Source organism: Erwinia sp. PsM31 (assembly GCF_030433775.1).
Taxonomy (GTDB): domain Bacteria; phylum Pseudomonadota; class Gammaproteobacteria; order Enterobacterales; family Enterobacteriaceae; genus Erwinia; species Erwinia aeris.
Map to the genome: position 1 here is coordinate 32,928 of NZ_JARUWZ010000008.1, position 15,034 is coordinate 47,961.

General features: G+C 53.8%; 19 protein-coding genes. 8 read left to right on the top strand and 11 right to left on the bottom strand.

Going from position 1 to position 15,034, the window contains the following annotated elements:
* Positions 1–22: 22 nt before the first annotated feature.
* From QCD69_RS08735 to QCD69_RS08750, 4 genes are all read right to left on the bottom strand, one after another.
* Positions 23–787: an SDR family NAD(P)-dependent oxidoreductase gene (locus QCD69_RS08735; protein ID WP_253454540.1), complete on the bottom strand. Its 765-nt coding sequence runs from the start codon at positions 785–787 to the stop codon at positions 23–25.
* A gap of 131 nt (positions 788–918) precedes the next feature.
* Positions 919–1,404, bottom strand: coding sequence for a GNAT family N-acetyltransferase (locus QCD69_RS08740; RefSeq protein ID WP_301251739.1), 486 nt, complete (start codon positions 1,402–1,404; stop codon positions 919–921).
* A 10-nt stretch (positions 1,405–1,414) separates the two neighbouring features.
* Complete coding sequence (locus tag QCD69_RS08745) at positions 1,415–1,924, bottom strand: AAA family ATPase (RefSeq protein ID WP_301251741.1); 510 nt, start codon at positions 1,922–1,924, stop codon at positions 1,415–1,417.
* Between the two features lie 186 nt (positions 1,925–2,110).
* Positions 2,111–2,557, bottom strand: a complete 447-nt coding sequence (locus QCD69_RS08750) for a PACE efflux transporter (protein WP_253454537.1) — start codon at positions 2,555–2,557, stop codon at positions 2,111–2,113.
* Positions 2,558–3,080: 523 nt separating this feature from the next.
* Here QCD69_RS08750 and QCD69_RS08755 point away from each other — a divergent pair.
* From QCD69_RS08755 to QCD69_RS08765, 3 genes are all read left to right on the top strand, one after another.
* The gene (locus tag QCD69_RS08755) at positions 3,081–3,461 is read left to right on the top strand and encodes a putative holin (protein WP_125289672.1); all 381 of its coding nucleotides are present in this window, start codon (positions 3,081–3,083) and stop codon (positions 3,459–3,461) included.
* On the top strand, positions 3,448–3,735 hold the full coding sequence (locus QCD69_RS08760) for a phage holin family protein (protein ID WP_253454536.1): 288 nt from the start codon (positions 3,448–3,450) through the stop codon (positions 3,733–3,735). The genes QCD69_RS08755 and QCD69_RS08760 overlap by 14 nt, the downstream gene beginning before the upstream one ends.
* Positions 3,736–4,279: 544 nt before the next feature.
* Positions 4,280–4,489, top strand: a complete 210-nt coding sequence (locus tag QCD69_RS08765) for a hypothetical protein (RefSeq protein ID WP_125289674.1) — start codon at positions 4,280–4,282, stop codon at positions 4,487–4,489.
* Here QCD69_RS08765 and QCD69_RS08770 read toward each other — a convergent pair whose 3' ends face one another.
* Positions 4,490–4,726, bottom strand: a complete 237-nt coding sequence (locus tag QCD69_RS08770; protein WP_253454535.1) for a hypothetical protein — start codon at positions 4,724–4,726, stop codon at positions 4,490–4,492.
* Between the two features lie 288 nt (positions 4,727–5,014).
* A complete protein-coding gene (locus QCD69_RS08775; protein ID WP_125289676.1) occupies positions 5,015–5,260 on the bottom strand; it encodes a DinI-like family protein in 246 nt (81 codons plus the stop codon).
* A 193-nt stretch (positions 5,261–5,453) separates the two neighbouring features.
* On the opposite strand from QCD69_RS08775, the gene QCD69_RS08780 reads away from it, so the two are divergent.
* The 3 genes from QCD69_RS08780 to QCD69_RS08790 all read left to right on the top strand — a co-directional run bounded on the left by QCD69_RS08780 (position 5,454) and on the right by QCD69_RS08790 (position 6,648).
* On the top strand, positions 5,454–5,669 hold the full coding sequence (locus QCD69_RS08780; RefSeq protein WP_253454533.1) for a YgdI/YgdR family lipoprotein: 216 nt from the start codon (positions 5,454–5,456) through the stop codon (positions 5,667–5,669).
* A 90-nt stretch (positions 5,670–5,759) separates the two neighbouring features.
* Complete coding sequence (locus tag QCD69_RS08785) at positions 5,760–6,164, top strand: hypothetical protein (protein WP_301251744.1); 405 nt, start codon at positions 5,760–5,762, stop codon at positions 6,162–6,164.
* Positions 6,165–6,234: 70 nt separating this feature from the next.
* On the top strand, positions 6,235–6,648 hold the full coding sequence (locus QCD69_RS08790) for a GNAT family N-acetyltransferase (RefSeq protein WP_253454531.1): 414 nt from the start codon (positions 6,235–6,237) through the stop codon (positions 6,646–6,648).
* A gap of 14 nt (positions 6,649–6,662) precedes the next feature.
* Here QCD69_RS08790 and QCD69_RS08795 read toward each other — a convergent pair whose 3' ends face one another.
* Together QCD69_RS08795 and ldcA are read right to left on the bottom strand one after the other, a co-directional pair.
* Entirely contained in the window at positions 6,663–7,325 is a 663-nt protein-coding gene (locus QCD69_RS08795) for an MBL fold metallo-hydrolase (protein ID WP_253454530.1), read from the bottom strand.
* Positions 7,322–8,242, bottom strand: coding sequence for a muramoyltetrapeptide carboxypeptidase (ldcA, locus tag QCD69_RS08800; protein ID WP_301251746.1), 921 nt, complete (start codon positions 8,240–8,242; stop codon positions 7,322–7,324). Before ldcA ends, QCD69_RS08795 begins: the two co-directional genes overlap by 4 nt.
* Positions 8,243–8,556: 314 nt before the next feature.
* On the opposite strand from ldcA, the gene emtA reads away from it, so the two are divergent.
* Positions 8,557–9,156: a membrane-bound lytic murein transglycosylase EmtA gene (gene emtA, locus QCD69_RS08805; RefSeq protein ID WP_125289821.1), complete on the top strand. Its 600-nt coding sequence runs from the start codon at positions 8,557–8,559 to the stop codon at positions 9,154–9,156.
* A 49-nt stretch (positions 9,157–9,205) separates the two neighbouring features.
* Here emtA and QCD69_RS08810 read toward each other — a convergent pair whose 3' ends face one another.
* Complete coding sequence (locus QCD69_RS08810; protein WP_253454528.1) at positions 9,206–9,943, bottom strand: flagellar brake protein; 738 nt, start codon at positions 9,941–9,943, stop codon at positions 9,206–9,208.
* A 184-nt stretch (positions 9,944–10,127) separates the two neighbouring features.
* Here QCD69_RS08810 and QCD69_RS08815 point away from each other — a divergent pair, with 184 nt between their 5' ends.
* Complete coding sequence (locus tag QCD69_RS08815) at positions 10,128–10,376, top strand: GlsB/YeaQ/YmgE family stress response membrane protein (RefSeq protein WP_253454527.1); 249 nt, start codon at positions 10,128–10,130, stop codon at positions 10,374–10,376.
* Positions 10,377–10,439: 63 nt separating this feature from the next.
* On the opposite strand, the gene QCD69_RS08820 is transcribed toward QCD69_RS08815, so the two are convergent.
* Together QCD69_RS08820 and treA are read right to left on the bottom strand one after the other, a co-directional pair.
* Entirely contained in the window at positions 10,440–12,548 is a 2,109-nt protein-coding gene (locus tag QCD69_RS08820; RefSeq protein ID WP_253454526.1) for a TonB-dependent siderophore receptor, read from the bottom strand.
* A gap of 265 nt (positions 12,549–12,813) precedes the next feature.
* Positions 12,814–14,460, bottom strand: a complete 1,647-nt coding sequence (treA, locus tag QCD69_RS08825) for an alpha,alpha-trehalase TreA (protein ID WP_301251747.1) — start codon at positions 14,458–14,460, stop codon at positions 12,814–12,816.
* Positions 14,461–15,034: the final 574 nt, after the last annotated feature.

Here is a 15,034-nt window from a genome sequence, read left to right on the forward strand (position 1 = left end):
GCACGCCGTGCCGCCGGAAACATCAGGCCTGTTTAGGCTGACCGTTGGATGCCATGATACCGCCATCGACCGGCAGATTAACGCCGGTGATATAGCGGGCGTCATCGCTGGCAATAAAGGCAATCGCGCTGGCGATATCTTCCGGTTCACCTGCACGCGCCAGCGGAATACGCTCATAGAACTTATTCAGCAGCTGCTGGTTATCTTTCATCTCTTCCGTCAGATCGGTAAAGGTAAAGCCGGGACAGATGGCGTTTACGCGTACGCCGTCTTCGCCATAATCCAGCGCCAGCGAGCGGGTAAAATTGGTGACCGCGCCCTTGGCGGCGTTGTAAACGCTCATTCCCCAGTCGCCACCCAGCCCGGAAACGGAAGAAACGTTAACCACGTTGCCTTTGCTTTTCAGCAGCGCGGGCATAAAGTAGTGCACGCAGTAGAACACGCCGTCCAGGTCAACCTTCATCAGCTGTTTCCAGTCGTCCAGCGCGATCTCATGAATGCGGCCCTGCACGATCTGGCCGGCATTATTTACCAGCACGTCCACCCGACCATATTTATCCAGTACGTTTTTGGCAAGCCGTTCTACCTGTTCCGCCTCGCCCACGTCGCAAGTTGCAACCAGATGCTCACCCTGAGCCAGTTTCGCCAGCGTCTTATCCAGCTTTTCTTTCGTGCGGCCTACCAGCACCACGGAAGCGCCTTCGCTGGCGAAGCGTTCTGCCGCAGCCTGACCAATACCGGAACCTGCACCGGTTACCACCACGACTTTTTGCTGAAAACGGGCCATATTAACCTCCTGTTGGAATAAATCTCTTGTTAAAACGCTCCGTTAACCCTGGCAGGCCTGTGACGGATCGCAAGCCCTGCAAAAAGGGGAGACAATTAACTTATTGTTATTTAGCTGGTTTTTCAGGGGTTTCAGAATGTAACTTTTTCTGAATGTAACAGCCCGGCCTGCATCTCCATGCAGAGCAGATCGCCCGCCAGCGCAGAGTGGTAAACCGATTCTCTGAGCAGCGTAAAGCCGTGACGCTGGTAAAATGTCATGGCGTCCGGCGTGGAGGAAAGGGTGAGCGTGGTGATGCCCCTGGAGAGGGCCTCATTTTTTATGGCCGTCAAAATTTGCGTGGCGTACCCTTTGCCCATATGGTCCGGCAGGGTAAAAATGGCCTCCACGCTGTGCTTTTCGCTGTCAAGAAAGCCTGTCGCTACGGGAAAACCCGGCGCGTCTGCCACAAAAAAAGGGTGCTGAACAATGGCCTGAAGATAGCCACCAGGCATTTTGTCCGGCGTCCAGGCCATGACCTTCTCTTCACCGTAGGACGCTCTACAACCGGCGCGGATAGCCAGATTGCGTAGTTGCCATAGCGCCCGCGCTTCTTCCGGGCGTGCCCGTCTGATCATCGGCTTGACCTTAGCCAGCGTGGCTGGAATAACGTTTGATGTTAAAACCTTCTTCTTTTACCGGCGCAACAAAATAGCGGCTGATAAGCTCATATTCGGCCTCTGTAGCAGCAAAATCATGGTTTTTGGCCTGGTTTCTTAACGCCAGCCGGGTTTTACACAAACTGTCTGGCTCATCCAGGAAATGCAGGATGTGCATACAGCGGGCCTGGTCCACAATTTGTTTCATCCACTGGCGTTGCGCAAGCGTATTTGCCGGAAAATCAAGCACTACGGAAGTGCCCGTTGTCAAGAGGGCAACAAGATGAGGCGTCAGCGTATCGCGCAGCCTTGCAGCGTATTTGACGTAATCCATGACGTTTTTCATTTCCGGGCCATAAAGCCCGAACAGCCAGCTGTCTTCAGACAGGATAAGCGTGCGGGGAGCACTGGCAAGCTGCTGCGCCAGGGTGGATTTACCGGAAGCAATTTTACCGCACAGCAGATGCAGCAAGGGTGGAGAAGCAGCAGAATCGACCATAACATTCCTCGTTAACGACAATACCCTTTTTACAGCAAACCGTTCAGGGCGAGCGAAGGCGCATTAGAAACAGCGCCAGATGGTAAAGCACATCCTCTACAGCGAACCTGATGGGCACCGAATAATTGATAATCAGCACGGCTAAAACCAGTAAAATCAGGCAGCTTGTTATAATACGCGGCATTATCACCTCTCTGCGCCCCTGGAGCGGCAAACCCAATGAAACCGGAAAAAGTCGTAAACATAGTTAAACACAACGGTATAAGGCAGAAAAAAGGCGACCAGCGCAATTTGCAACATAAAGGCTTTCAACAATGAGACGGTAAACCACCAGGCGGTTACCGGGATCAGGACGGCAAGCAGTCCGGCTTCAAAAAGGACGGCGTGGAGGATCCTGACAGGCAGGCTCCGCCTGAAACCCATTCTTATCTGAACAGCATCAAACAGGCGATTAAAAATAACATTCCACAGCATCGCCGTGACGGCGGACAGCGCTGCCAGCACGGCAGATTGCGTTACGGGCACGGCTAATATCGCCGCCAGCATGAGCGCAATCAGGACATTAGCCACCACCTCAAAAAGTATTGAGTGAAAAACCCTTTCTTTCAACGTTTTGTTTAACACTGTTTCCATTAAAGTTTCCGATAATCTCAACGGTTGCGCCCGGCAGGCAGGCGGTTACGGGCCGGTAGGGTAGCAATCCTGCTTACCGGAAACTTTGTCTACCATCATTTCTTGTCTTTATCGCGGGATCCTGAACACATAAAACAGGTTAACGCACCCTGTGGCGTCATTTCTGAGACTGAAAGCGAAAAAAACTTGATAAACTGCTGGTCACAGCAGAAGCGACGCCTTTCGCCGAATAAATGCCGCGCCGTCTACCTTTCCTTTACGACCTCATGACCCTTCAGGCAGCGTCATAGCGTCGAACCGCACGGTTCCCTTATCAGGACTGACAGCTCGTCTGGTTAGCTGCGTGGCTTTTCAGAATCAGCACCAAATAAATTTACAGCGCCCTCACGCGTACGCATTTCCCGCACTAATGTAAAAATATCAACTACTCCAGCTGTGCTAAATCGAATTTTCTTATTCCTGGCGCAGGCCGGGATTTTTTTCTCGTCCATTTGAGAAGACGCTGAAGCAGAAAGGGGGCTCTATGTTCATTCATGAAATGGTAGTGAGGATTGGTGTTGTATCTTCAGCCGGAGCGAGTGTGGCGAGTCAGTTAGGTGGCATGAACTACAGCGTGTTGTTTGGCTCTTTTGCCGGAGCGGTGTTTTATGTTGCCGGCGCAGCTGACATCGCTTTGCGCGTGCGGGCTGCTTATTTTGTTGTCTCATGGATCGTGGGCGTGTTCGGCGCCGATGTTGTAGGCGCCAAACTGGCTGGCCTGTTGGGATATAGCGACAGGCCGCTGGATGGGCTTGGAGCGGTACTGCTCTCGGCGCTGGCCATTAAAACCTTAACATTCTTTAATCAGCAGGATCCGGCCGCCTGGCTGGCCCGCATCAAAGGAGGCTTTCATGGTCACAAATGATCCTATGGTGATTACCAATGTGATCACCTGCTCGGCAATTGCCCTGCGGCTGATGTTTTTCCGTAAGCCCGGCGCGCACCATCAATGGTGGGCATCATGGCTGGCCTATCTGCTGGTGCTGGCCTATGGTTCGGTTCCGTTTCGTTATTTCTTTGATGATTACAGTCATAGCAGCTGGGCTTCTATCCTCATCAATCTGGTGTTCTGCGCGGCGGTATTTCGCTCAAAAGGCAACGTAGCGGAGATCCTTGCCGTGCTGCGCCCCGGTAGATGAAATTTTCGCCTGCCGGTCGGCTTGTCTCACTGGCAGGAGTTCTTTTTTTGAACGGTACTGTTAAGGTCATACGCCGTATTAATATATTATTCTTACCTAAGCTAAATTAGCGTAATAAATACATGTTCACTCTGCCGCTTATCCATCAATCTGTTGCGCGTTCTTTTCAGACATAACCTGCTGTATTAAAAGGCAGTCAATCCCCGCTCCCGCTATTAATAAATCGCTTTCTTTCACGATGCGAATAAAGCCAAATCCGCCAGAAATGTTCTGTTACGGGAAAGTTTCATTAATAATGGTAAAACGAACGATTTCCTTACATTATTTACCAGCGGTAGTTAATCTTCATTGGGTTTACAACTTTCTTCTGCCAGGATTAGTCTGTTTTTCTCTTTAATCCCCTGTAGATTTGCCGGATAAAGAAACATTTTCCGGTAAAAGATGGGTAAAAATGGCAAAAAAGTTAAATCTGTTTAAATCAAGGGTTGAGATGCTCAGCCATTGCTCAGTAAAATAGGGCCAAAACTCAAATCAGGAGAATTTCGTGTCAGAAGCTGCGTATGTCTATCATCCGGAACGACTGGAAGAAGCGAAGAACATCGCTTTGGGGTGGCGAATTGTAGGCCAGATGGAGCCGCAAACGCTTGAGGATGCTATTCAAATGTTGCGAGACAGCTCGGCCTACGCTGCACAGGTGTACGATCTGCTTTACGCCGAAATCGCTGAGCATCAAAAAGCGCAGGAAAACCGCTGATTACCTTCGGGCCAGCGCGTCGGCCCGATAGCGTTGCCAGGTTTCCCAGCATTTTTGCGGATCGACATTAGCGTATCCGCAAAAAGGATCCAGCGTGCGGGCTATATTATCCGGTACTAAAACCTGCGTGGTGATATCCCGAATCTTTTCCACTTCTTCCTTCGTTAACGGCGAGCCTTTACGCCATTCAGCCTTCGCCAGTAGCCCTCCCAGCGCAGGAACAGATATAACCGCCATAGTTGCGTCTCAATTAATTGCCTGCTCAGATCGTCGGCTCGTCCGGAGAAAACTTTAGGTTGTTACGAAATTTAAATTTATTTAAATAAATTTTAACAACTCATTAAAGTAATAAAGAGGGGGATGTATCAGTGCGGTTTCAGTTTTCAGATAAAAAAATGCCCGCAAAGAGGATAATCACGGGCCAACACCAGGGAAACTTGATAGAAGAATAGTGGCATGAAGACGGTAAAACGCAACCGTCCACGGGCAAAAATCGTTATAATAACGCCTGAAGTGCGAGGGTTATCAAAATTCTTCTGCAATCAGCCACTGGTCCGCTTCATCGAACATTTCTTCAATAATTCTCAACATTACCGATTTGTCGCTTTTGCTGGCGTCCGTTTTCACGCCGTTTGCCTGCATAGGTTTTACTTTGACGTCGGCATCGGGGAAAACTCGCTTAATGCGCTTTTCCAGTTCATCTAAAATCAGCTGCTGCGCGTTTGGTAAGCCCGCAACGTTGCGCTTATCGTAAATCAGTTCAACAAACATGAGAGGGATCCTGGTTATCAATGCTGGATAAAAATACAGTTAAATCTGCCTGGCTTCAACTGAAATTTGTTGGTGGCGGCGATAACTTTCCTTATCTGGTCGACACTTGCGGCCCCTCCCGCTGCGCAGCAATCATCAAAAATTGCTGTGCACATAGACTACACTTTCCTCGGTTAACTTAAGGAGAGAAAAGATGAAAAAATTGTTACTTTTTCCACTGATTGCCGTGGCCACTTTGCTGAGCGGCTGCGCAAATGACCATATCATTCATATGCGCGACGGCAGCACAAAGGTGGTTGAAGGGAAGCCGGAAATTGATAAGGCGACCGGTATGGTTATCTACACCGATGAATCCGGCAGGCAGCAGGCGGTAAACCAGGCGGATATTAAAGAGATGAGCAGCCTGTAACGCAGACCAGGCCACTTCCGATTGCGGCCCAACCACGACGCGGGCAGGATACTGTGCCAGACCTGTCAGACACTTGCCCGGAGAATGCTCATGCTTCGTTTACTTGCCCTCGGTGGCCTTTGCGCCTCTTCTTTTTTTGCTCAATCCTCTGAAGGCACTGCGCCGTTACAAAACAGCGAGTATCAGATTACCTGTCCGGGCAGGCCAACCATGACAGTGACCAACGCACAGTATGGCCTGACCACGGTATTGTGGGCGGGCGATAACTTCCAGATTGCGTCCGGCAGCCAGCAGTCCCGTACCGATAACGGCGATAAAGTGGCTATCGTGCTGTTTCGCAACGGCGACCAGATGGTGATGAACAAAAGCACCAATGAGACCTTTTTCTCGTATGACGGTAAGAAAAACCTGGTTTCCTGTAGCCGCACCGGCGAACGCGAAAACAGCACGGTAACATTGCAACGAACCGATGCGTCGGGAAAGGTCGAATCCTGAGTAGTCAGTCGGGCAATCTTGCCGGGAGGCCGGAGCGGGCCGCAAACTTTTACGTATAAAAGAGGAGTCTATGACTATCAGAATAACGCACCAGCCTGGCGCGGACGAACTGGCGGAAATTGAAGCCGGCCTGCTGGCTTATAACTCGCAGTTTATGGCTATCGGCGAGTTAAAAAGTATCGGGGCATTTATTGAAGACGCCAGCGGCAAAAAACTTGCCGGCCTGACGGGTTCAACGGTGGGCAACTGGTTGCGCATTAATATGCTTTGGGTAAGCGAAGCATTGCGTGGGCAGGGTACAGGCACGGCGCTGATGCAGGCGGTGGAAGAAGAGGCCCGTCGACGCGGCTGCCTCTACGCTCAGGTCGATACCGCCAGCTTCCAGGCCCGGCCCTTCTATGAAAAACAGGGCTACGTCGTCCGGCTGGTGCTGGATAACTATCCGCGCGTGCACCAGCGGTTTTACCTGACGAAAACGCTGTAGCAGGAAGACGACGATTATTCTCCTGGCCGCTGACGCAGATCCAGCGGCGAGTTCTCCGCCTCGTCCAGCAGCGCCAGCCACTCCCGCATCGTCACTTCCTGCCAGGACAGATGGCCTTTTGTGGTTCCCATCAGCACCACGTCCGGGCGCAGCGCCCGATAAAACTCCAGCGTTTTTTTTAGATCGGCCTCGTTGCTTTCCGGCACCAGCACGGTTACCCAGCGCTGGTGGCTGAGGCTGATAGTATCGCCGACAAACAGATAGGTTTTGCCATAGGGCGAAGCATAAAGGTAGGTGGTGCTGCCCGGCGTATGGCCCGGCGTGGGCACCACGTGCAGGCTGCCGCAGTGCACTTCCGCCTGATTAAAGGTGTCGTCCGCTTCGGCGAACGAGCTGACGGGGCCAAGCGCGCGGTTGTGGCAATAGAGCGCCGAATTAAAGCGCTGCTGCAGCAGTCGCGCGCCCGGGCCAGCCTCGTGCCAGTGGGTCAGATAGTGGCGAAAAATCCCGCCGAGATCGCTGATAATATTATGGTCTTCATGATCCTCAACGCGTGAAATCAGCACGTTGCCGCGTGAAAGCTTCAGCAGAAAACCGTGCATCATCACTTCCGGATCGCGTTCGCCCGGCGGAAACTCCGGCGTTGAGATCCACAGATCTTCATACAGCTGCTTCATGAATGCTCCCGCAGTACCGCATGCCCTGACAGAGTCAGCCTGCCGACATCGCCTGCGACCCGCAGCTGGCCATGCGCGCCAAGCGGCAGCGTGACGGTGTTCCAGTGATGGCCAAATTCCAGCCCGGTCACCACCGGCAGGCCGGTCAGCTCGCGTATTAGCGTCCACACGCTGTCAAAGTCATAGCCGTTGTCGTACTCGCTGAGTTTTACGCCGGTAAAACTGCCGGTGACAATGGCTTTCTGCCGTGCCAGCACGCCGTGCTGCGCCAGCTGCAGCAGCATTCTCTCCACGCGGAAAGGGTGCTCGTTAATATCCTCAATCACCAGGATGCCGCCGTCGATCTCCGGCAGCCAGGGCGTACCGATCAGCGAAGTCAGCATCGCCAGATTTCCGCCCCAAACCGTGCCCGAAACGTCTACATCCTGCGGCGCGGTGGGCCATTCCAGCGTGAATTCGGGCGAGGTCAGCGCCCGCCAGAAATGATCGAGGGTGAAATCAGAAACGACCTCCGCGCCAAAATTGCCTGCCAGCATCGGGCCGCTGAAGGTTTGTCCGCCCGCCTTCAGCAGCGCCATCTGGATCACGGTAAAGTCGCTGTGGCCGCAAATTGCCAGCGGGCGCTCGCGCAGACGCGCCGCCAGCGCGGCGGCATCGAAACCGGGAAGCAGCCTGGTGGCGCCGTAGCCGCCGCGAACCGTCAGCACAATATCCGCTTCGACCTGTCGTAAATCCAAATCCTGTAGCCGCTGCTCGTCGCTACCGGCAAAACGTTGGCTGCGACGGGCGATCGTTTGCAGGTTAGTCACCTGATGACCCTGCTCCTGCAAACGCCGCACGGCGAGCTGCGCGGCCGCCTGATTCTGGCAATAGCCGGAAGGCGCGATCAAATGAAAAGTGCGTGGAGTAACGGACATAATCTTCACTTTTATCCTTAATTGGCTAAATTTTGGCCCTTATTCAACGGTTTTTCGTCGCGGTAAAGCTGTTAGCCTTGTACTTTCAGGCGGGACATCTGTTTTCTGCGCAGGGTTAATGAATCATTTTACGCAATCCAGGGTCCAATACGGCTGATAATGACGAAAAGCGCAGCTGAAGTCATCCACCGCTGCGCTAAATTAAGAGTTTCGGTAATATTATCCCGGCAAATCGCCGCTATGATAAAACGCGAAGCTAAAGCTGAGAGGAATAAAATAGCGTGAAGAGCATAAAAACAGTGGCGATCGTGAGTATGCTCCTGCTGGCAGGGTGCGCCAGCCAGCCGCATAAACCGAATGAACATCAGCGGCAAACCCCGCTCACCAAGGCGCCGCCGGGGAAGGTTGCTCAGGCCTGGTCGCTGTTTACGGAAAACGCCGCGCATAACTACGGCGTCGATCAGAAGCTGGTTGAGGCGATCATTTCCGTGGAATCGGGCGGCAATCCAACGGTAGTCAGCAAGTCGAATGCCATTGGATTGATGCAGATAAAAGCCTCTACGGCGGGCCGGGAAGTCTATCGGGTACAGGGCCGTCGCGGGCAGCCAAGCACCTCGGAACTGCGCGATCCGGTGAAAAATATCGATATTGGTACGGCTTATCTGAAAATTTTGCAGGATAGTTCGCTGTCGGGGATCCGCGATCCGAAAACGCTGCGCTACGCCACTATTGTTTCCTACGCCAATGGCGCAGGCGCGCTGCTGAGAACGTTCTCACGCGACAGGGATCGGGCTATTGCCATGATCAATGCCATGACGCCGGAAGAGTTTTATCAGCATGTACAGAACAAGCATCCGGCAGCGCAGGCGCCGCGCTATTTGTGGAAAGTGACCACGGCCTACCGGACAATTTAGCGGACGCGCGACCTGATAAAGCTTGCTGAGTCAGCGGGATGGCTTACGGCTACTGAAAGCGGGTGGCTTTTTCGCGCGCCAGACGTTCCAGCGAGAAAATCACGTTCTGTAACAGGCGCTCCTGGCTGAAATCCAGCGAGGCGAAGCGAAAGCTCAGGCGCGGCGTGACCACGGTTTCATTTTTATTGCCTACCACGCTGCGCTCGCCGACGTTAATCAGCGTAGCGTCCGCCTCAAGGCGACCATATTCGCCCAGTTCAACACACACTTTCTTAAAGATTTCGCCACCCTCCAGGCTTTCCGGAATGGGAGAATCGCTTAACACGCCGATACCGCCCAGCGAGAGATCCTGGACTCGCATCCGGCCCTGGCCGCTGCCGTCCGGCCATTTGACATAGCAGTAAAAAATGGGGTCAAGCGGGACGGCCACGCGAAAGAACTCACGTCGTTGGATCATCAACAGTTCGTCGGGCAGCCCGGCGCCAAAGGCAGGCAGGCCTTCATGACTGTCGTTTTCAAGGGCGTTAAGCGTAAACTCGACTTTTGCGCCGTAGGTTTCTGCGGCCAGATGCAGTTCATTCATTTCCAGCGCCAGCTGGTTTTCATACTCATTGCTGCCGTAGTCGACGATCAGACGCTCTTTATCCGCATACAGCAGCCGCGTAATAAACTGGCCCCTTGCATGGGAAACCAGAACAGGCGTCTGATTTTTCAGCAGATTTTTTAATACGGCAAGCACGGCGAGCGGGCCACGCTTGAGATATTGTTCTTTTTCTTCTTCTTTCACGTCCTACTCCGATTGGGTGTCAGCAAACCCGCACCTGGCGGTGTTACGTCAAATTATCGGCATCGGCGCGTGACGCTTTAGCCGGTCCGAAAAAAAAATTGCAAAAAGTTTGGCTTTAAATCACAGAGTTAGAAATCTTGCCTATACTTATGCCGTCTAATCAGTACAAGCAAAGGAGCAGTAAATGGGAATTTTGTCATGGATCATTTTCGGTCTGATTGCCGGTATCATCGCTAAGTGGGTTATGCCGGGTAAAGATGGTGGCGGTATTATTATCACCGTGATCCTGGGCGTAGTCGGCGCCGTGGTCGGCGGCTGGATCAGTACGCTGTTCGGTTTCGGCAAGGTAGACGGCTTCAACTTCGGCAGCTTTATCGTGGCGGTCATTGGCGCCATCGTTGTGCTGTGGATCTACCGTAAAGTCAGAAGCTAATCGCGCAGCGGTAAAGCTTACTGAGAAACCCCACGCTCCGGCGTGGGGTTTTTCTTATCTGCCTCAGAAATCGTAGCCGACGGTGGCCATCACCGAACGTTCCGCTCCCCAGTAGCAGTAGCCCGTGCCGTAGCAGGCCGCGACGTAGTGACGGTCGGTGAGGTTAGTCGCGTTAAGCTGCACAAACGCGCCTTTCAGGCTGGGGTTCCAGACGCCAAGATCGGCCCGTACCGAAGCGTCAAACAGCGTGACGGAGGGCAGGCGCGTGGTGTTTTCATTGTCTGCCCACTGCTTGCCGATATAGCGTACGCCCGCGCCCGCGCTGACGCCCCACGCAAACTGATATTTACCCCAGAAAGAAGCCATCGAATTTGGCGTCACATAAGGCGTGTGGCCGTCGTTGCCGTCCACGGCATCCTTATAACGGACGTGATTAAGCGTGTAGCTGGCCAGCGTGCTCAGGCGCGGCGTCCACTGGTGATGGGCTTCCAGCTCCAGCCCCTGCGAATGCACTTTGCCTGCCGGGTCGTAATAGGATTCCTTAACCACGCGGTTGCCCACATCTTTCTGCGTTAAATCGTACACTGCCGCGCTATAGAGATCCGAGGTGCCCGGCGGCTGATATTTCACGCCGGTTTCATACTGCTCCGAGGTCGTCGGCTGCAGCAGATTGCCGTTAATGTCGGAAAGGGACTGCGGCGTAATCGCCTGGCTGTAGCTGACGTAAGGCGAAACGCCGTTGGCAAAGGCGTAAAGCAGCGCGGCGCGCCCGCTGAGATGATCGTCCTGGCGGCGATGCTTGTCTGCCGTCGCATCGTTCTCCGTTTGCGATACGATACGGTCATAGCGCCCGGACAGATCCAGATGCCACTGCTGCCAGCTCATCTCGTCCTGCAAATAAACGCCGGTCTGATAGTAGCGGCGCTGCGAGCGGGAAAAATCGTAATCCGGCTGCGGCCCCAGCGCTTCACCCGTGCGCGCGTTCAGCTGGCTGGCGTTGCCGCTGGCTTCGTAAAGATCGTTTTTATACTGATGGTACTCCGCGCCCAGCACGACTTTGTGTGCCAGCTCGCCCGTGGCGAAATCCGCCTCCAGCTGATTATCCAGCGCAAAGGCATCGAGTGACGAGCGGGAGCCGGAGTAATAGCGGTTCAGCCGATCCGCGTCAGCCGTATCCCAGCCAATTTGGTAAACCTGATCGAGATCGACATTGGAATGGGCGTAGCTGGCGTTGGAGCGGAAAGCCCAGGTATCGTTAAAGCGATGGGCAAATTCATAGCTGTAAATCTGCTCGCGCCGTTTAAATTGATCCAGAGAACTGTCGCCATCGTAAAAGCCGGTACTCAGCTTGCGTCCGTTATGTTCAGTAATACTGCCGTCGCCGGGCACCGCGCCGTGATAGCCACCGGAAGGATCCTTCTGTAGATAAGCGCGCAGCAGCAGAGAGGTATCTTCATCCGGCTGCCAGAGCAGGGAAGGGGAAAGGGCGTATTTCTCTTCGCGCGTATGATCGTATTGCGTATCGCTGTGGCGGCTAAGGCCGGTCAGCCGGAATGCCCACTGTTCGTTAATGGCGTCGGTATAATCAAAGGCGGTGCTGGTGCTGTTATGGTTGCCCGCCGAGGCGCGGAAATGGCCCTGCTGGCTGAACTGCGGACGCTTCGAACTTTCCATCACCAGCCCGCCGGGCACCGTTTGACCGTAAAGCGCCGATGAGGGGCCTTTAATTACGTCGATACGTTCCAGAAACCAGGGATCGACCTGCAGTATATTGTAGCTGCCGGGATCGCTCATCAGCCGCAAGCCGTCCAGGAAGATATTATCCACGTCGCCGCCGTGGAAGCCGCGCAGCGAAACGGTATCGTAGCGGCTGGCTGCGCCGGCAAAATTCGTAAAAGCACCGGCGGTATAGCTCAGCGCCTGGTTGACGTCGGTTGCGCCCTGATCCTCCATCTGCTGTCGGGTGACAACGGAAACGGCCTGCGCGGTAAGCGCCAGCGGCCGGTCGGTTTTCATTGCGCCCTGGCTGGTGGTGGCGTTATAGCCGGAGGTCGGCGTAGTGGCCGTTTCGGCAGGAGCGGCGGTAACGACCAGCGTATCGGCGGCGCAAAGGGCAACGGGCGAGACAAACAGCGTAGTACAGAACAGCAGGCGTTTTTGAGCGAAAACCATGCTTCTTCCCTTTCAGAGTTCAAACAGAAAGCGCTGCCGGACTTGTTAACGGCTGGCAGCAAAAGTGTAAAGAGTATGACAATCTTAATGATAATTATTATCTTTACAACTACGGCGTACAATCCGTGATTTTTCTGATAAACGGCGTGAAGGGGAAAAATAAGCAGGAGGAATCAGGCAAGCGTGCGTGATTTTCTGGTAAGCAACGAAGGGAGAGAAACAAGCAGGAAGAAATCAGGCGATCCTGGACCGCCTGAAGAAAGGCTTACTGGCCTTTAGTGATATCGCCGACGTTATTACATACCACCCCTTTCGGGCAGTAGAGATCCATTAACTTCAGCGTGACGCCGTTGGTCCAGCCGAAGCCGTCCTGTAGCGGGTATTCACCGCCGCCGCCGCCGCCCAGGTTATTGCCTTCCACCACATATTTTTCGACCAGCTTGTGCTCTTTGTCATAGGTGGTCTGCACGTTTTTCAAAAAGCGCATGCCGATATCTTTCGCCAGCGTCTGCTTGCCGTAGTTGTTCAGCCCTTCCACGGCTGCCCACTGCAACGGCGCCCAGCCGTTTGGCGCATCCCACTGCTGGCCGTTGTTGACGTTGGTTGTTACCAGGCCGCCTTCCTTCACCAGCTGCGCCTGGACCGCCGTCGCCGTGCGGTTGGCCTGATCCGCCGTTGCCGCCTTGAGATAAAGCGGGAACAGCGTCGCGGCCGTCAGCTGCGGACGAACTTGCGCCATCTTCCAGTCATAGTCGGCGTACCAGCCCTGTTTTTCATCCCAGAAATAGCGGTTAATCGCCTGCTGGCGCTGTTCGGCCCGCTGCGCAAAGCGCTCGCTGGCGTCCGCCTGACCGGCCTCTTTATTGGCGCGCGCCAGCGTTTTTTCCAGATGAAACATCAGCGAGTTCAGATCGACCGGCAAAATAGCGGTGGTTTGAATCGAGGAGATATCGTCCGGCTTAGCGAACCAGCGTGAGCTGAAATCCCAGCCGGAGGCCGCGCCCGAGCGAAGATCGCGATAAAGCTCGCCCTTATCGCGTCCTTTAGCTTTTTCCACCGTCGCGATGTCGTCCATATAAGATTCGGTACGCGGCACGTCACGGGCGTCCCAATAGCGGTTCAGCAGCGCGCCGTCTTTCAGCTTCACCAGCCGCTTGCTGGCTTCGCCCGCTTTGAGGTGGTCAGCGCCGTTCATCCAGTAGTCATACTCTTTCTGCAGCTCCGGCAGGTACTGACGATAGACGCTGTCGCCTTTATGCGTCGCCAGCAGGTCGACCATCAGGCTGAAGAAAGGCGGCTGCGAGCGGCTGAGATAATAGCTGCGGTTGCCGTTAGGGATATGGCCATATTTATCCAGCAGCGAGGCGAAGTTATCCACCATATCCTGCACGCGATCCCAGTGGCCGCTTTCCGCCAGGCCAAGCATCGTGAAATAGCTGTCCCAATAGTAAATCTCCCGGAAGCGGCCGCCCGGCACGACGTAAGGCTTGGGCAACGCCAGCAGAGAATCCCACTGGTTAACCGGCGTGGCGTTACGGGTCAGTACCGGCCACAGCCCGTCGATATGTTCACGCAGGCTCTGTCCGGCAGGCGGCACGTAGGCCGGGCCGTTGGTGGGCAGCGTGAAGTTAGTATTCACAAATCGGCGCAGGTCGAAATTGCGCTGTTTTCTCTGCATCTGCCAGTCTGCCAGGATCAGGCTGGGACTGGTTTTCGGCAGGGCGTCTGCGAAGGTCTTTTGATCGGGAAACAGTTTAGCGGCCTGCACCGCCTTAAACAGCGGCCCCAGCGTCATATCAGGCGGCTGCGGCTGCCCATCGGCGGCAGCGGCGAAGCCGGCCTGCGTCAGCGCGGCAATCAGCAACGGCAGCGACAGCACGGTTTTCCATTGACGTTTTTCAACTTTCTGCATTAGTCGTTCTCCCTATCCCAATCGAATAGCTGTAAGTTATTGACCCTGAAACAAACTTTAGACGAAATTCCGGAGTTCGCCCGGGCCGGTGCCGCGAAATGTGATGCACCAGGCTTTTTATCAACGGCGCATGAAAGAAAAGGGGTACAAACTGGAAATATTTAATCAAATCTATTAAGCAAATAAAGTAAAAATGGCTTATTCAGGATGCGGCGGCTAATAGCTTCCTGAAAGCCATCTGATATCAGCGGCCGTCCGTAAAAAACAACCCGCTAACTGGAACGGTGGTTTTATGAAGGATCTTTTTTCGATAATTGTTTAGCGAGCTGTTTGCTACGCTTGCCAACAAGCCGCCGCTTTATGTTACTGAAAAAGGTCGGATGGTGAAATAATGAAAATAAAAGCCGCCTGTTTTGTGAAGAAGCATCCTCATTGCAACGAGGAACGATAAATTACTTTTGCAAATCACTATTATGGTTAATATATTACAGGTGACTTTAGGATGACATCACGGTTTTATCCTCTGTCCTGAGGAAAATTTTTTATCGTGACGTGGGAAAGTATATTGACGCAA

Excerpts from the sequence above, each read along its gene's own strand:
- QCD69_RS08785 (WP_301251744.1), top strand. The coding sequence starts at position 5,760 with ATGCTTCGTTTACTTGCCCTCGGTGGCCTTTGCGCCTCTTCTTTTTTT.
- treA (WP_301251747.1), bottom strand. The coding sequence starts at position 14,460 with ATGCAGAAAGTTGAAAAACGTCAATGGAAAACCGTGCTGTCGCTGCCG.
- QCD69_RS08745 (WP_301251741.1), bottom strand. The coding sequence starts at position 1,924 with ATGGTCGATTCTGCTGCTTCTCCACCCTTGCTGCATCTGCTGTGCGGT.
- QCD69_RS08780 (WP_253454533.1), top strand. The coding sequence starts at position 5,454 with ATGAAAAAATTGTTACTTTTTCCACTGATTGCCGTGGCCACTTTGCTG.
- QCD69_RS08815 (WP_253454527.1), top strand. The coding sequence starts at position 10,128 with ATGGGAATTTTGTCATGGATCATTTTCGGTCTGATTGCCGGTATCATC.
- QCD69_RS08740 (WP_301251739.1), bottom strand. The coding sequence starts at position 1,404 with ATGATCAGACGGGCACGCCCGGAAGAAGCGCGGGCGCTATGGCAACTA.
- QCD69_RS08735 (WP_253454540.1), bottom strand. The coding sequence starts at position 787 with ATGGCCCGTTTTCAGCAAAAAGTCGTGGTGGTAACCGGTGCAGGTTCC.
- QCD69_RS08820 (WP_253454526.1), bottom strand. The coding sequence starts at position 12,548 with ATGGTTTTCGCTCAAAAACGCCTGCTGTTCTGTACTACGCTGTTTGTC.
- QCD69_RS08770 (WP_253454535.1), bottom strand. The coding sequence starts at position 4,726 with ATGGCGGTTATATCTGTTCCTGCGCTGGGAGGGCTACTGGCGAAGGCT.
- QCD69_RS08755 (WP_125289672.1), top strand. The coding sequence starts at position 3,081 with ATGTTCATTCATGAAATGGTAGTGAGGATTGGTGTTGTATCTTCAGCC.
- QCD69_RS08795 (WP_253454530.1), bottom strand. The coding sequence starts at position 7,325 with ATGAAGCAGCTGTATGAAGATCTGTGGATCTCAACGCCGGAGTTTCCG.
- QCD69_RS08750 (WP_253454537.1), bottom strand. The coding sequence starts at position 2,557 with ATGGAAACAGTGTTAAACAAAACGTTGAAAGAAAGGGTTTTTCACTCA.
- emtA (WP_125289821.1), top strand. The coding sequence starts at position 8,557 with ATGCTCCTGCTGGCAGGGTGCGCCAGCCAGCCGCATAAACCGAATGAA.
- QCD69_RS08790 (WP_253454531.1), top strand. The coding sequence starts at position 6,235 with ATGACTATCAGAATAACGCACCAGCCTGGCGCGGACGAACTGGCGGAA.
- QCD69_RS08760 (WP_253454536.1), top strand. The coding sequence starts at position 3,448 with ATGGTCACAAATGATCCTATGGTGATTACCAATGTGATCACCTGCTCG.
- ldcA (WP_301251746.1), bottom strand. The coding sequence starts at position 8,242 with ATGTCCGTTACTCCACGCACTTTTCATTTGATCGCGCCTTCCGGCTAT.
- QCD69_RS08775 (WP_125289676.1), bottom strand. The coding sequence starts at position 5,260 with ATGTTTGTTGAACTGATTTACGATAAGCGCAACGTTGCGGGCTTACCA.